This is a genomic window from Sorangium sp. So ce124, from assembly GCF_051525235.1.
Taxonomy (GTDB): Bacteria; Myxococcota_A; Polyangia; order Polyangiales; family Polyangiaceae; genus Sorangium; species Sorangium atrum.
The window spans coordinates 6851391-6867501 of record NZ_CP150312.1 but is presented as its reverse complement, the minus strand read 5'-3'; the positions used below and the strand labels follow the sequence as shown (position 1 = coordinate 6867501).

Genomic DNA, 16111 nt, shown 5'->3' with positions numbered 1-16111 from the left:
TCGCGGTGCCGGCGCTTCCCATGGCCGATCTCTGCCGTCTGCTCACTCGGCAGAGGCGTCGCTCGGCTCCGTCTCTCCGGCCGAGGGCGGCGTGCTGCCGCGCTTGGACAGGAGGGCGCGGAGCTCTGCAGGCCTGCGGAAGCCGATGCGGCGGGCGACCTCTCCCTCGGTTAGCCCCTCATGCAGGAGCGCTCGCGCGCGCTCCGCACGCACCTCATCGTAATAGACGTGGGGCGATGACCCGAAGGCGGCGCGGAAGAGCCGTGCGAAGTGAAACTCGGACAGATCGAGGTCCAGCGCGACCTCGTAGGAACGGATCCTCTGGCCTGCTTCCGCGGCGCTGCGGATGCGGTCGCGGCCGAGCAGGATCCGCTCCGAGGTACTCCGCGGGAGCGGGGCTGCGGAGCGCAGTGGTGGCGAGGATCGCGAGGCGCCGGTCGCTGCAGCGCGCTCGCGCGGCGGCTGCGCGCTGAGGCTCGGCGCAGCGACGCCAGGCGTGGGGAGCGACGCCGGCCGGACGGCAGGCGCGCCGCTCGGAACCGACAGGGAACATGCGGCCGGCATGCTGTGGGACGAGGAGGGTGCGATCGGAGTCGAGATGGGAAGCGCAGTCGTCACGAGTACCTCTCCAGCGGTGTAAGGACGGTGTCTCGCGGTCATCGCGGCCACCGGCGCGACGTATTGCAACCAGCAGGCCGCAAGCTGACGCAGCGCTCTCGGCTCACGCGGTTCGGCATTCAGCAGCACAAAATGCCGCGATTGCCCGGCAACCTGCTCGCGACGTCCGACGGGGTGTGGCCTGCCGTTCACGTGGCACAGGCGCCAGAGATCACCCGCGGTTGGCACATTGTGTCTTCACGACGTGCGCGCCGTGGCGGTCGCCTGCAGCGCGACATCCTCGCGGCGAGCTCATGACGGTCATTGGAAATGAATGCGGGAGCGCGCTCCCGCATCCAACGACGTCCGCGCGAGGCGCGGAGTCTCCGCGACATCTCGAACGAAGGATCGATGTCAGACGTCGATCTCGGCGTTCGGCGCGCGCTCCATGATGAAGCGGAAGCGCGCCTGGGCGTCCTTGCCCATCAGCTCGTTCAGGATGCGATCGGTCTCGATCTCTCCCTCGATCACGACGCGCAGCGCGCGCCGGCGCCGGATGTCGAGCGTGGTCGCCTTGAGGTCCTCCGCGGGCATCTCGCCGAGCCCCTTGAACCGCGAGATATCCGCCTTGGCCGTCTTGGGGAGCTTCGCGAGGACCCGGTCGCGCTCCGCATCGTCGAGCGCCCAGTGCGTCTCCTTGGCGACATCGATCCTGTAGAGCGGCGGCTGCGCGAGGAACACGTGCCCGCCGCGGAGCAGGCCGGGCAGGTGCCGGTAGAAGAACGTCAGCAGCAGCGTCGCGATGTGCTGGCCGTCGCTGTCGGCGTCCATGAGTAGAAAAATCCTTCCGTAGCGCAACTTGGAGGCATCAAAGTCCTTTCCAAAGCCGCAGCCCAGCGCGCTCACGATGTCCTGGAGCTCCTTGTTGCCGAGCACCTTCGATGTCGAGGCCTGCTCCGCGTTGAGCACCTTGCCGCGGAGCGGGAGGATCGCCTGGGTCCGGCGATCGCGGCCCTGCTTGGCCGAGCCACCGGCGCTGTCGCCCTCGACGATGAAGAGCTCGCTCTCGCTCGGATCGGTCGAGGCGCAATCGGCGAGCTTCCCCGGCAGGTTGAGCCGGTGCGACACCGGCGTCTTGCGCAGGACCTGCTGGGTCGCCTCGCGTCGCGCCTCCCTGGCGCGCGCCGCCAGGATCGCGCGGGCCACGATCGACTCACCGGCCGTGCCGTTGTGGAGCATCCACTGCTCGAGCGCCGGCCGGACCATGCCCTCGACCGCCGGTCCAGCCTCCGCGTTGTTGAGTCGATCCTTCGTCTGTCCCTGGAACTGCGGGTCCTGGATGTAGATGGACAGGACACCCACGATCCCCTCGCGGATGTCGTCGGCCGTCAGCGTCACCCCCTTCGGCTGGACCTTCTTCGCGTCCATGAACGCGCGGACCGCCTTCACGATCGCGGCGCCGAAGCCGGACTCGTGCGCCCCGCCCGCGTGCGTGGGGATGCCGTTGACGTACGACTTCACGTACTCGTCGGTCGACTCGGTCCACTGGAGCGCGGCCTCCAGGCGGATCTCGCCCTCGCGCGCGACGTAGAAGATGGTCGGGTGCGTCACCGCCTTGCCGCGCTGGGCGATCAGCTTCGGCAAGAAGTCCGCGATGCCGTTCGGGTGGAGGAGCTCGATCGACTCTCCGGACGAGAGATCGCGGAACGCGATCTCGAGCCCTCCATGAAGGTACGCCTTGGCCTCCAGGCGCTCGCGGATGGTCTCGGGATCGAAGCGCCGGCCCTGCCCGAAGATCTCCGGATCGGGCCGGAAATGGACGCTCGTGCCGTGCTTGCGGGTGGGCGCGCCCTTCTTGAGCTTGCTGGTCGGCGCGCCGCGCGAGAACGTCTGCTGGTGCTCGAAGCCGTCGCGCAGCACCCGGACCTCGACGAGCTCGGAGAGCGCGTTGACGACGCTCGAGCCGACGCCGTGGAGCCCGCCTGAGACCTTGTAGTTGTCGCTCCCGAACTTCCCGCCCGCGTGCAGCGTGCAGAGGATGAGCTCGAGCGCGGGGCGCTTGTACCTGGGATGGATGTCCACGGGGAAGCCGCGCCCGTCGTCGGTCACGGTGGCGCCCTGGAGGTCGGCGTCGAGCGTCACCTCGATCCGCTTCGCGTGCCCGTTGATGGCCTCGTCGACGGCGTTGTCGACGATCTCCCAGAGCAGGTGGTGGTAGCCCCTGACGTCCGTGCCGCCGATGTACATGGCGGGGCGCTTGCGGACGGGCTCCAGCCCCTCGAGCACCTCGATATCAGCGGCCGTGTAACGTGCGCCCGAAGCGGCGCGGACCGGGGGATTCGTGGCGGCCATGTTCAGCTCACCTCCAGCGTCGGTACGACGACGGCCGGCGGCACCACGCGGACGAAGCGGTCGCGTCGTGCGACCGGCTCGCCCTGCGTGCCGCGCTGGCCGGCGATTTTGCTCGCGGCGATCTCGAGCGTCTTGCCCTTCTCCGTCTCGACCGTGATCGCGTCGTTCGGCCCGAGGGCGAGCGCGGCGCCGACCAGGCGCTCCCCCTCGGCGACCCGCATCACGACCGAGCCCTTGCCCGGGCCCGAGAGCAGCGCGAGCTCCTCCACGGCCACGCTGAGCGCCCAGGCGTCGCTCGACGCGCAGAGCACCCGATCGGCGCCGTCCACCGCATGGACGAAGAGCACCTCGTCGCCCTCGTTCAGCTTGGCGAAGCGGCGCCCGGAGCGCGTCGACGGATCGCGGTGCGGCCGCAGCGAGAACCTGAAGCCGAGGCCTCCTCGGGTGATCGCCAGCGCGAAGGGCGGCTCTGGCTCGGCGGAGTCCGGGGTCTGCGCCGGGACGTCGAGCGCCCTCGGATCAAAGGACATCAGCGCGATCAGCCGCTCGCCGTCGGCCAGCTTGAACAGCTTCTGCACGGGATCGCCGTAGCCGGTCGACTGCGGCACGTCGTGGATGCGGCACACGTAGCACGCGCCGAGGTTCGAGAAGAACGCGACCGTCGACCGCGTCGAGCCGGCGACGACCGCGAGGACGCTGTCTCCCTCGCGGATGCGCGTCGAGGCGAGATCCTTCACCTCGCGGACCCGCTTCACCCAGCCCTGCGCCGAGAGGATCACGTTCGCGTCCTCGGCCACGATGAAGTCCTCGGCCTGGTACTCGGGCTCGTCGATCGAGCCGACCACCTTCGTGCGGCGCTTCTCGCCGTAGGATCCCTTGATCTCGACGAGCTCGTCGCGGACGATCCCCCAGCGCTTCGCGTCGCTCCGGAGCAGCCCTTCGATCCGCTTGGCCTCGGCGCGCTTCTCGCCGAGATCCTTCTGCACGAGCAGGATCTCGAGCCGCGCCAGCCTGTAGAGCTTGAGCTCGAGGATCGCGTCCGTCTGCTCCTCGTTGAGGGTGAAGCGCTTCATCAGCTTCTCGGCCGCGTCGGCCTTGCCCTCGCTCTTGCGGATGATCCGGATCACCTCGTCGAGCGCGTCGAAGATCTTCTCGAACCCCTCGAGGATCGTGATCCGCCGCCTCAGCTCGCCGAGCTCGAACTCGAGCCGCCGCGTCACCGTCGCGTAGCGGAAGTCGAGGAACTTCGTCAGGATCTCGTGCAGGCCGAGCCGCCGCGGCGCGGCGATCTCCGCGTTGTCGGTGGGCACGAGGCAGGTGAGGTTCACCTGCACGTTGATCGCGAGCGGCGTCTGTTTGTAGAGGTACGCCATCACGAGCTGCGCGTCGGCGCCGCGCTTGAGCTCCATCACGATGCGCACCTCGCCGGTCGACTCGTCGCGCACGTCCACGAGCGTCGGCAGCTTCTTGGAGAGGATCACCTCGGCGATCTTCTCGACGATGGCCTTCCGCTCGACGCCGTACGGGATGGAGGTGATCACGATCTGCGGAGCGGCGCCGCGCTTGCCGTCGCCCTCTTCCAGCTGCCACTCGCCGCGGAGCTTCAGCGAGCCCTGGCCAGCCGTGTAGACGGCCTCGAGCTCCTTCTTGGTCGCGTGCAGCTGACCTCCGGTCGGGAAATCCGGCCCCTTCACGTACGACAGCAGCCGGTGCGTGGTGAGCTCGCGGTTCTCGATCAGCGCGACGCACGCGTCGATCACCTCGCCCAGGTTGTGCGGCGGGATGCTCGTCGCCATCCCGACCGCGATCCCCTGCGAGCCGTTCACGAGGAGGTTGGGGAAGCGCGACGGGAGGACGATCGGCTCGAAGCGGGTCCCGTCGTAGTTGGGACGAAAGTCCACGGTGCGCTGGCCGAGCTCGCTGAGAAGCTCCAGCGCGAGGGGCCGGAGCTTCGCCTCGGTGTAACGCATCGCGGCGGGCGCATCGCCGTCCACGGAGCCGAAGTTCCCGTGGCCGGCGATGAGCGGCGCCCGCATCACGAAGTCCTGCGCGAGCCGGACCATCGCGTCGTAGATCGCGACGTCGCCGTGCGGGTGGTACTTGCCCATCACGTCACCGACGACCGCGGCGCTCTTCCGGTACTTCGCGTCCGGACCGAGGTGCAGGTCGTGCAGCATCGCGTAGAGGATGCGGCGCTGCACCGGCTTCAACCCGTCGCGGACATCGGGCAGCGCGCGCGACGTGATGACGCTGAGCGCATAGTTCAGGTACCGGCGCTGCGCCTCTTCGGCGAGCGAGGTGTCGGGCGCCGGGGGCGGCGGCGGCTCGCTGTCACCGGGCCGGCCGCCACGGCGGCCCTTGCGGGACGCGTCACCGTCGGACGGAAGGGAGGGGGTTCGAGACACGCGATGCTCCAGGGAGTGCGCGGGCACCGACGAACAGGTGCTCCGATGTTCAGGTGAACGCTAGCGAGCCTCGGCAATTACCCAGGGGCTCGCGCTCGGTCAAGGCTGCCTCGCGGGAATTTCTGGCGGCGAGTGCTCGCCTGCGCTCGTGCGGACCCTGGCATAGCGTCAGACGGCCGCGAGATCGACCCGAACACAGAGCAGCGGAGCGCGACCTGACGGCGGCGCCTTGATTTCGGCGTCCGCCCTTGAGACTCACGGCGCGCTGGGCTACGGGGTGGCGCCTTGTACGCGACAGGCACCCGTCCCATGCTTCGCCTTCTCGGCCGCAGGCTGCGGCTCGTCTGGCTCGGCCTCTTCCTGGTGTTCGTTGCAGTGGCGGCGATACGGCCCCGGCTCGCGGCAGCCCAGGTGCCAGGAGGTGCTCCTGGCGCGCAGCCGCCTCGGGGCGGCGCCGCGCCGCCCCCCGCCCCGGCCGGCGCTGCGCAGCCGTCCGCGCCGACCGACGCGGCCGCGGGAGCCCAGCCTGGCGCCGGTACACCTGCGCAGGTCGCCGCCGACGCCGTCGAGCCGACGATCCACCTGGCGCCCACGGAGGCCGAGCTCGCTCGGGGGCAGCCGGTCGTCCAGGTCGCCATCGCTGGCAACCGGCGTGTCTCGACCGAGGACGTGCTCGTCTACCTGGGGCAGACGCGGGTCGGCAGGCCGTTCACCCCCGAGGGGCTGGCGCGCGACGTGCGCGAGCTCTGGGACTCCGGCCTGTTCGACGACGTCGAGGTCGACCTCACCCGCCGCGACGACGGCGTGAGCCTGAGGGTGCTGGTCCGCGAGCGCCCGAGCATCAAGGCGATCGAGTTCTCCGGCAACAAGGAGATCGACAGCGAGGATCTCACCGAGGCGCTCTCGGTCGAGATCAAGACCGGCACGATCCTGAGCTACGCGGCGATCCGGCGCGGCGTGCAGAAGCTCCGCGACAAGTACGCCGAGGAGGGCTTCTTCCTCGCCGAGGTCAGCTACGAGGTCAAACCGGAGCGAGAGAACCAGGTCACCCTCAAGTTCACGATCAAGGAGCACTCGCCGGTCACCGTCCGGCGCATCACGTTCATCGGCAACCACAACATCTCGGACGAGGAGCTCCGGGAGGTCATGATCACGGGGCAGGGGGGCTTCTTCGCCTTCGGCACCGGCGGTCCGTTCCGCCAGGACGCGTTCGAGCGCGACGTCCTCGTGATCAACGCGCTCTACTACGATCGTGGCTTCCTCGCGGTGCAGGTCGCGACGCCCAGGGTGATGCTCACGCCCGACCGCACGGGCATCGAGGTCACGATCACGATCAACGAGGGGCCGCGCTTCCGCATCCGCTCGCTCCGCGTCTACGAGCGCGACGCCGACGGCCGCGAGATCGAGCCGCTCGGCGGGCGCCGCGCGCTGCGCGAGATGGTGCGGGCCAAGCCGGGCGACTGGTTCAACCGCGCCGAGCTGGCGAAGGATATCGGCGCGATCCAGACGCTCTACCGGGACGCCGGCTACGCCAACGTCGAGGCGGCGCCCGACACCCAGCTCGACCCGGACAGGCGCGAGGTCGACATCACCGTCGGCATCCGCAGAAATCAGCTCGTCCACTTCGGGCGCATCGAGATCCGCGGCAACACGAAGACGCGGGACAAGGTGATCCGCCGCGAGATGGAGGTGGAGGAGCAGCAGCTGTTCAGCGAGACGAAGCTGGAGCGCTCGAAGCAGCGCATCACGGCGCTCGGCTACTTCGAGCGGGTCGACATCTCCACCGAGCAGGGCGACGACCCCCAGCACATCAACGTCAACGTCGACATCGGCGAGAAGCCGACGGGCACCTTCCAGATCGGCGCGGGCTTCTCGAGCGTCGAGAACTTCATCGCGACGGCGCAGGTCCAGCAGGCGAACCTGCTCGGGAGCGGCCAGTCGCTGTCGCTCCAGGCGCAGATCTCCGGATCGCGGCGCCTCATCGACGTCCGCTTCTTCGAGCCGTACCTGTTCGACAGCCCGTTCTCCGCGGCGGTGAGCGTCTACAACCAGCTGCGGACCTACACGGAGTTCTCGCAGACCTCCACCGGCGGCTCGCTCACGCTCGGCTACCCGCTCATCGAGCCGGAGCTGCGCGCGCAGCTGACCTACACGCTGGAGAACGACGTGATCTCGTCGGCCACGAATACCGGCCTCGGCACGGCAGAGGAGCGAGCCTCATTCCAGCGGCTCCCGCTCTACAACCTCTTCAACGCCGGGCTCACGTCGAGCATCCGCCCTGCGCTCACCTTCGACACGCGCAACAACCAGCTCTTCCCGACCTCGGGCATTTACCTGCAGGGCTCGGTGGAGCTCGCCCACAGCGCGTTCGGCAGCGAGAACGAGTTCCTGCGGTACCGCGCCACGGGGCGGTTCTACTACCCGATCACGGACAGCCTGGTCCTCAAGCTGAACACCGAGGCCGGCATGGTGACGAGCCCCAACCCGCAGGGCGTGCCGATCTTCGCCCGCTTCTTCCTGGGCGGCATCCTCGATGTGCGCGGCTTCGAGATCCGGGACATCGGCCCGCGCCTTCCGCTCCGCGAGTCGCTCGATCCGAACTCGCTGCCTATCGCGAACGGCGCGAACATCGGCGGCAACCTGATGTACTACCAGAACCTCGAGCTGGAGTTCCCGATCCTCGAGGCTGTGCAGATCAAGGGCGTCGTCTTCACGGATCTGGGCAACGCCTGGAATCTCGAGAAGCTCTACTGCAACGCCGCCCCCGCATCGCCGCACGACGTCACGAATCCGTGCTTCTCGGCCGAGCGCCTCCTCGACGTCCGCACCTCGTGGGGATTCGGGCTCCGGTGGTTCTCCCCGCTCGGACCGCTGCGCTTCGAGTGGGGCTTCCCGTTCAAGCGGCTGCCCTACGAAGAGACGTACAAGTTCGAGTTCAACATCGGCAACTTCTTCTGAGCGACTGGCCAGCGGGCACAGCAGGGACGTGCCCGCTCCCCGGGGGGCTGGCGTGCGGTCGGGCGGACCCTACCCCAGAGCGTCCTGGATGGCGCGCAGCGGCGTCGTGGCCGCTGGAGGGCGGTCGGCGCGGGGCGGATCGCCGTGGAGTCCGGGGGGCAGCGGTTGCTCGTCGGGGGCGCCGCTGTTAGGTGGAGATCCATGCGCCCGGAGCACAGCTCGATGGGGTTCCCCAAGCCAGGCAAGGCCCTGCTGGGGATGATGATCGCGATCGGCTGTATCTGGGTGATGTTCACCCTGGGCCTGAACTGGGGGGGCGCCGGCGAAGGCGTGCTCGAGCCGTTCCTCGGCATCAGCGAGAAGGTGCTCCACGGTCAGGTGTGGCGGCTGCTCACCGCGCCGCTCGTCCACAACCCGAGCGATCCCTGGCACTTCGTCACGACGCTGCTCGGCCTGTATTTCCTGGGTCCCTCGCTCGAAGAGCGCTGGGGAGCCAGGCGCACGCTGGCGTTCCTGTTCGGCTCCGCCGCCTTCGCGTTCGCGCTCCAGGTGGCGGTGGGCGCGCTCCTCCCGAAGATGGCGCGGCCCGTGTTCTACGGCGGGCTCGGGATGATCGAGGCGGTCGCCGTCGCGTGGGCGCTCGCGCACCGACATGCCACTGTCCGCCTCTTCTTCGTCCTCCCCGTGACGGGCACCATGCTGCTCGTCTTCATCTTCGGGATCTCGGTGCTCAACGTCATCGCCATGCGCGCGCTGCCCGAGGGGCTGATCACGCCGTTCGGCGGCATGCTCGCGGGTTATCTCTTCGGCGACTTCTCCCCGCTGCGCCGCTTCTATCTACGGATGCGCTTCCGTCAGCTGCAGGCGCAGTCCGCCGCGCTCCGCCGTGTCCCCGCGGCGCGCGGCCGCTCCGGGGGCGTCCCTCTGCGGGTCATCCCCGGCGGCCAGAAGGACCCCCCGAAGGACAAGCGCTATCTCAACTGAACGGGCCACGGGGCGCCCCGCCCCGGCCACGCTCCCGGGTGTTCAGGGCGTGGCGCACCGGCGGAGCTCTTCGAGCGTCTTCGCGCGGGTAAGGCAGCCGAGCTCGCCGGGGTCGACCTTGCCCCCGGCAAGCTCCCGCTTGCAGTCGAATGTCCACTCCGACGAGAGCCTCTCGCCCTCGCTGTCGATCACCACGGAGGCTTTCCCCGGGCCCCCTGGAGCGGTGGACCCCACCCGCTTTGCCTCCGCTGCCCATGCGGTGCGCATGCCCTCGCCGATCGTGCGGCAGTCTTCTTCGGACATCGTCTTGCTGCAGCCGCCGAGGACCGCGCTCGCGAGCACGAGGAGGGCCACGGCGGCGCGCTGCTCGCCAGGCGAACGCCTACCCACGCGAGCGAGTGACTGGCGAGCGCGAGGCCAGCAGCGCGGCCTGCGCGGGAGAGCTGTCTTCGGTTGGCGAGCAGGACAGCCCACGGACTAGCTGTCGATGAAGCTCTTGAGCTGCTTCGAGCGGCTGGGGTGCCGGAGCTTGCGGAGCGCCTTCGCCTCGATCTGCCGGATGCGCTCGCGGGTGACCTCGAAGTCCTGACCCACCTCTTCGAGCGTATGATCGCTCTTCTCGCCGATGCCGAAGCGCATCCGGAGCACCTTCTCCTCGCGCGGCGTCAGCGTCTTCAGGACCTTACGGGTCTGCTCCGCGAGGTTCATGTTGATCACGGCCTCCGCGGGCGAGATCACGCTCTTGTCCTCGATGAAGTCGCCAAGGTGCGAGTCCTCTTCCTCGCCGATGGGGGTCTCGAGCGAGATCGGCTCCTTCGCGATCTTCAGGACCTTGCGCACCTTGTCGAGCGGGAGCTCCATCTTCTCGGCGATCTCCTCGGGGGTCGGCTCGCGGCCGTACTCCTGCACGAGGTAGCGCGAGGTGCGGATCAGCTTGTTGATCGTCTCGATCATGTGGACCGGGATGCGGATCGTCCGCGCCTGGTCCGCGATCGCGCGGGTGATCGCCTGCCGGATCCACCACGTCGCGTACGTCGAGAACTTGTAGCCGCGCTTGTACTCGAACTTGTCGACGGCCTTCATGAGGCCGATGTTCCCTTCCTGGATGAGGTCCAGGAACTGGAGGCCGCGGTTCGTGTACTTCTTCGCGATGGAGACCACGAGGCGGAGGTTGGCCTCGACCAGCTCCGCCTTGGCGCGCTCCGCCATCCGCTCCCCCTCGCGGATGTTCTCGTAGGTATCGCGGATCGCCGCGACGTCGATGTTGAGCTCTTCCTCGACCTTCTTCAGGCCCTTCTGGGCGTTCTTGATGGTCGATTCGAAGTCGTTGAGCTCCTCGCGGTTGACGTTGAGCTTCTTGGCGAGCCGCCCCTCGAGGGCGCGGTTGCCCTTCACCTTGATGAGCTCGCGCTTGAGCTCGCCCTTCGAGAGCCCGGTGCGCCGCTCCAGCTCCGTCGCCCCCGCCTCCGCCTTCTCGACCTTCGAGATGAGGCTCTTCAGCTTCTGGACGATCTTGTCGATCGTCCGCTTGTTGAGGCGCATCTCCTCGAGCGTCGTCACGAGCTCGGCTGTCGACTGCGTCACCTCGACGTCGATCTGCTTGCGGCGGACCTCCGTCTTCACCTCTTTGCGCTCCTCCAGGAGCTCCGCCTTCTTCTTGTCGACGCGCTTCACCTTGTCGATGAGGCGGATGATGCGCCGGTCGGCCTCCTCCTCATCGAACTCCTGGTCGTCGTTCTCGGCGTCCTTGATGAGCTCCTTCACCCGGATCTTGTGCTTCCGGAGCTTCTCTCCGAGATCGATGATCTCGCGGACGGCGATGGGGGAGTCGAGGATGGCGGCGTTGACCTTCTGCTCGCCGATCTCGATCCGCTTCGCGATCTCGACCTCGCCCTCGCGGGTGAGCAGCGAGACGCTGCCCATCTTCCGGAGATACATCCGGACGGGGTCGTTCGACTTCGAGTAGTAGTCGACGTCCTCTTCCTCGCGGTCGGGCGTGACGACGAGCTTCTTCTCGCCCGCCTCCTCGTCCGCGATGCGCTTCGGCGCGATCTTCACCTGGGTCGCGCCGTCGACGATCTCGATGTCCTCGTCGCCGAGGGCGCCCACCACGTCGTCGAGCTGATCGGGCGCGACGTCCGCGGGGAGCGCGTCGTTCACCTCGTCATAGGTGAGAAAGCCTTTGCTCTTGCCGGTTTCTACGAGCTTTTCGAGCGTCTTCCGGTCCTTCTCCGACCGCTCGGCCCGGATGCCCGCGTCTCCTTTGTTGCTAGGGCGCGCCCCCCCCTCGGCGTGCCCGCGTGTCGATGCGTGCCGCGCGCCGTTCAGCGCGCCGCCCCCCGCCGCCCTCGCGACCCCGCCTGCCCGACCGGAAGATTGCTTGGCCTTGCTCGCCATTACCTCATGCTCCACTTACGGCGACCAGCTCGCCGCGACCGACAAGACACCCAATGACTCCGATAAACTCTAGGGATCACGCACGTCGGGCCGCCACGGCGAGGCGACCCGGAACGCATCAAGGAAGACCGAGACCCCCCGCTCTTCGCTGGAATAGCTCACGCAGCAAAGCGTTTTCAGCATCAGCGTCGACCGCGCTCTTCTGGAGCTGGCTCACGACGGCTGCTTTTTGGCGCGCCAGGGCTTGTCTGCTCAACTTTTGTGAATTCTCCAAGAGCGTCGCCTTGGCCGTTGAGGCCGCTTCGAAGACAGGCGAGACCAGCCGTCCAGCCGCGAATGAATGGATCGGAGCCGGGACTTGCGCAAGAAATTCGCTGGCGGCAAGACCCATTTCAAAAGTGAAATTTTGACGCGCCGCAACAATCGCTAGGGCGACGTCGCCTTCGAGGCACTCCAGCGCTGTCTGGAGATCGTCGTCGGCCAGAAGCTCAGGGAAATCGAGGATCGCGCCCAGGATCTCCAGGCTTACCTCCTGGATTTGAGCGCGTGATCGCGCGCGCTCCCACGTCTCGGTTGTCTGTCCGGACGGGATCACCTCGCGGGTTGGCTGGTTCCGCGGGCGGGATAGGGATTCCTCGACGACGCGCTCCAGCTGCCGGAGGTCGTCCGGTGAGCGGCCGCCGATCACGAGCTTCGAGGAGAGGCGATCGGCGTAGAGCTTCGCCATCATCCTGAGGTTCGGGTCGTCTTCGTCGGCGAGCAGCGCGGTCACGGCGCGCACGCGGGCGAGCTGCTCGGGCAGCGACGAGCCTCCGAAGGTGTCGCCGTCGAGCGCCTCGTCGATGAGGTGCTCGAGCAGGCCGCGCGCCGCTTTGACGATGCGCGCGATCGCCTCCGGGCCGTGCTTGCGCGCGAGGTCGTCCGGATCGACGCCGGAAGGCAGCACGGCGACGCGCGCGCTCAGCCCCGCCTCGCGGCACGGGGCGCGCGCCGCGCGCGTGGCCTTCTTGCCGGCCGCGTCGCCGTCGAACAGCAGGATGACCGCGGGCGCGAAGCGCTTGATGAGCTTCGCCTGTCCGGGCGTGAAGGCGGTCCCGAGCGGAGCGATCGCCTGGCCGATGCCGCGCGCGTGGAGCGCGACGACGTCGAAGTTGCCCTCCACGAGGATCGCCTCGCCGCGCTGGCGGATCGACTGGCGCGCCTGGTGCAGCCCGAAGAGGTGCTCGCCCTTCGTGTAGATGGGCGACTCGGGGCTGTTGATGTACTTCGCCGGCGCGCCGTCGGCCTGCGGTGCAGGGCCGGTGAGGCCGAGCGACGAGAGCTCGGAAGGGCTGGGATCGGGCAGCGCGCGTCCGCTGAACGCGATCACCCGGCCCATCACGTCGGTGACGGCGAACATGAGCCGGTGGCGGAAGCGGTCGTAGTGTCCGCTCCCCGATGAGCGCGGCACGAGGAGCCCGACGCGCTCCGCGAGGACCGGGGAGACGCCTTGCTGTCGCAGGTACGTGGAGAGCCCGTCCCAGCCGAACGGGGCGTAGCCGATCCGGAACGCCTGGAGGGCGTCGGCGATCGGATCAACGGCTCCATCGCCGTCGCGGAGGGGCAGGCCGCGCCGCTGGAGCTCCTCGTGAGCGTAGCGCGCGAGCGGGTGAGGAGCGCTGCCCGGCCCCCCGCGGAGGCTGTGCTCGAAGAACGTCGCGGCGAGGTGGTTGACGGCGTAGAGGTCGTCCTTCGACCTGCGCGCCGCCTGCGCCTCGCGCCGCTCGGCCTCGGTCAGCGACTCCGCCACCTCGATGCCGGCGCGCTCGGCGAGCGCGCGGACCGCCTCGCCGAACGTCCGGCCTTCGAGCTTCATCACGAAGTCGATGGCGCTGCCGGTCTCCTTGCAGCCGAAGCAGTGATAGAACCCGCGGTTCGGGCTCACGTGGAAGCTGGGCGTCTTCTCCTTGTGAAAGGGGCAGAGCCCGGTGAAGGAGTGCCCTCGGCGGGCGAGGCGCACGCTTTCGCCGATGAGCGCTACGAGATCCGTGCGCTCTTTCACGAGCGCGATCGTCTCCGGAGAGATCATGGGCTGCCTTGGGGGCTCCGTGCGTGCGGGGCCCGCAGATCATCACGGGTGGACTCAGACGGCGTGGCGGCGTCCGCGCCAGCGCCTCGGCGGTACGGGCAGCTCGCGAAGCGGGAGACCCCCCAGTCCCTCGCGGCCTGTGTGGAGACAAGTGTCCTGTGCGGCGGCCGCACGTGCAAGGCGGTAGCCGCCAGAGACGTCACTTCGGATCGGGGAACGGAGAGCCGGGCTTCTTGTGGTCCGTGAGGCTCTCGTCGGGCTGGGAAGCCTCGACCATCTCGTCAACAGGCGGCGCCTCGGCGTGCTCGGCCAAGAAGCGCGTGTCTTCGCGTACCATCGGAGGGGGCGGATCGCCGATGAGCTCGAGCTCGGTGGCGAGCCACTGCTCCTCTTCGATGAGCGCCCGGCGGCGCGGATCAGTCAGGTCGCCTTGCCAGTGGTCGAGCTCGGTGTCGACCTCCTTGAGCCGGAGGCGTACCCTCACGACGTCGACGTCATCCTTCACCGCGAAGCGCTCGGTGAGGAGCAGCGCGGTGTCGTTGGCGACCTCGACGAAGCCGTGATGGACGGCCAGGCGGTGCTCCTGGCCGTTCTGGTGGTAGGTCACGAGGCCGGTCCGGAGGGCGGCGAGCAGCGGGAGGTGACCCGGGAGCACACCGAACTCGCCGGCGACGCTCGGCGCGGTCACGTCCGTGACCTGCTCGCGCAGAGCGACGCCGGTCGGCGTCACGATCTCGAGGAGGATTGTGTCGGCCATGGCTGCGTCAGGACGCCCTCTGCGAAGCGCGAGCCTTCACGTCCTCGATGCCGCCCACCAGGTAGAAGTCCTGCTCCGCGACATGGTCGAGCTTGCCGTCGAGGATCTCCTCGAAGCCCGCGATCGTGTCCTTCAGCGGCACGAGCTTGCCCTCGAGGCCGGTGAACTGGGCGGCGACGAAGAACGGCTGCGACAGGAACTTCTGGATCTTGCGGGCGCGCGCCACGACGAGCTTGTCGTCCTCGCTGAGCTCGTCCATGCCGAGGATGGCGATGATGTCCTGGAGGTCCTTGTAGCGCTGCAGCGTCTGCTGGACGCGCCGCGCGACGGAGTAGTGCTTCTCGCCGACGATCTGGGGATCGAGCATCGTCGAGTTCGAGTCGAGCGGATCGACGGCCGGGTAGATGCCGAGCTCCGAGATCGCGCGCGAGAGGACGGTGGTGGCGTCGAGGTGGGCGAAGGCCGTGGCCGGCGCGGGGTCGGTCAGGTCGTCGGCAGGGACGTAGATCGCCTGGACGCTGGTGACGGAGCCCTTGGTCGTCGAGGTGATGCGCTCCTGGAAGGCGCCCATCTCCGTCGAGAGGGTCGGCTGGTAACCGACGGCGCTCGGGATGCGCCCGAGGAGCGCGCTGACCTCGGAGCCCGCCTGGGTGAACCGGAAGATGTTGTCCACGAACAGGAGGACGTCCTGCCCCTCCTCGTCGCGGAAGTGCTCGGCCACGGCGAGCGCCGAGAGCGCGACGCGAGCGCGAGCGCCCGGGGGCTCGTTCATCTGGCCGTAGATCAGCGCGGCCTTCGAGATGACGGGGCTCCCGTCCGCGAGCTTCGACTCGCTCATCTCGAGGAAGAGGTCGTTGCCCTCGCGCGTCCGCTCGCCGACGCCGGCGAAGACGGACACGCCGCCGTGCGCCTTCGCGACGTTGTTGATGAGCTCCAGGATGAGCACCGTCTTGCCGACGCCAGCGCCGCCGAAGAGGCCGATCTTGCCGCCCTTGCGGTAGGGGGCGATCAGGTCGATGACCTTGATGCCCGTCTCGAAGACCTCGACCTTGGTCGACTGCTCGATGAACGGGGGCGGCTCCCGGTGGATCGGCGCCAGCTTCTTCGCATGAACGGGGCCGGCTTCGTCGATCGGCACACCGACGACGTTCAGGATCCGGCCGAGGCACTCGTTGCCGACCGGCACCATGATGGGCTTGCCCGTGTCGCGGACTTCCATTCCGCGCACGAGGCCGTCGGTGGAGTCCATCGCGATCGTGCGCACCGACGACTCGCCGAGGTGCTGGGCGACCTCGAGCACGAGGTTGTCCGGCTCAGCCGAGATGCTCGGGTTGCTCAGCTTGAGCGCGTTCAGAATCTTGGGCAGCTGGCCAGCCGGGAAATCGACATCGACGACCGGTCCGATGACCTGGGTGATCTTTCCAACAACCATGGAGCGGGAGTCCTCCTCGTACGTGCTTTGACGAGTCGCGGGGCCCACTAGCACGGACCTGCGCGTCCGACTAGTGCCGTCTGCCAGAAATTCTGCGGGATTTTTGACAGCGCTTCGCTGCGGACGCGCGGCATCGGGCGTGTTTTCCGGAGGCTTGGCTT

10 protein-coding genes are annotated in these 16111 nt (G+C 68.5%); 2 read left to right on the top strand and 8 right to left on the bottom strand.

Annotated elements, in window-relative coordinates; genetic code table 11:
* Positions 1–42: 42 nt before the first annotated feature.
* From WMF19_RS25620 to WMF19_RS25610, 3 genes are all read right to left on the bottom strand, one after another.
* On the bottom strand, positions 43–618 hold the full coding sequence (locus WMF19_RS25620) for a helix-turn-helix domain-containing protein (RefSeq protein WP_437901520.1): 576 nt from the start codon (positions 616–618) through the stop codon (positions 43–45).
* Positions 619–1011: 393 nt separating this feature from the next.
* Positions 1012–2949 (bottom strand): DNA gyrase/topoisomerase IV subunit B, encoded by a 1938-nt coding sequence (locus WMF19_RS25615; RefSeq protein WP_272093373.1) that lies wholly within the window; start codon positions 2947–2949, stop codon positions 1012–1014.
* Positions 2950–2951: 2 nt separating this feature from the next.
* Positions 2952–5354 (bottom strand): DNA gyrase/topoisomerase IV subunit A, encoded by a 2403-nt coding sequence (locus WMF19_RS25610; RefSeq protein WP_437901519.1) that lies wholly within the window; start codon positions 5352–5354, stop codon positions 2952–2954.
* Positions 5355–5663: 309 nt separating this feature from the next.
* Between WMF19_RS25610 and bamA the strand changes: the two genes are divergently transcribed.
* Both bamA and WMF19_RS25600 read left to right on the top strand, forming a co-directional pair.
* The gene (gene bamA / locus WMF19_RS25605) at positions 5664–8312 is read left to right on the top strand and encodes an outer membrane protein assembly factor BamA (protein WP_437901518.1); all 2649 of its coding nucleotides are present in this window, start codon (positions 5664–5666) and stop codon (positions 8310–8312) included.
* Positions 8313–8513: 201 nt separating this feature from the next.
* On the top strand, positions 8514–9296 hold the full coding sequence (locus tag WMF19_RS25600; RefSeq protein WP_437901517.1) for a rhomboid family intramembrane serine protease: 783 nt from the start codon (positions 8514–8516) through the stop codon (positions 9294–9296).
* Positions 9297–9338: 42 nt separating this feature from the next.
* Here the strand turns inward: WMF19_RS25600 and WMF19_RS25595 are convergent, their stop codons facing one another.
* The 5 genes from WMF19_RS25595 to atpD all read right to left on the bottom strand — a co-directional run bounded on the left by WMF19_RS25595 (position 9339) and on the right by atpD (position 15950).
* Positions 9339–9650, bottom strand: coding sequence for a hypothetical protein (locus tag WMF19_RS25595; protein WP_437901516.1), 312 nt, complete (start codon positions 9648–9650; stop codon positions 9339–9341).
* Between the two features lie 123 nt (positions 9651–9773).
* Positions 9774–11693, bottom strand: a complete 1920-nt coding sequence (gene rpoD / locus WMF19_RS25590) for an RNA polymerase sigma factor RpoD (protein WP_437322500.1) — start codon at positions 11691–11693, stop codon at positions 9774–9776.
* Between the two features lie 118 nt (positions 11694–11811).
* Positions 11812–13761, bottom strand: a complete 1950-nt coding sequence (dnaG, locus tag WMF19_RS25585; RefSeq protein WP_437901515.1) for a DNA primase — start codon at positions 13759–13761, stop codon at positions 11812–11814.
* A 199-nt stretch (positions 13762–13960) separates the two neighbouring features.
* The gene (gene atpC / locus WMF19_RS25580) at positions 13961–14518 is read right to left on the bottom strand and encodes an ATP synthase F1 subunit epsilon (RefSeq protein WP_437901514.1); all 558 of its coding nucleotides are present in this window, start codon (positions 14516–14518) and stop codon (positions 13961–13963) included.
* A gap of 7 nt (positions 14519–14525) precedes the next feature.
* Positions 14526–15950, bottom strand: a complete 1425-nt coding sequence (atpD, locus tag WMF19_RS25575) for a F0F1 ATP synthase subunit beta (protein ID WP_272093366.1) — start codon at positions 15948–15950, stop codon at positions 14526–14528.
* Between the last annotated feature and the right edge of the window lie 161 nt (positions 15951–16111).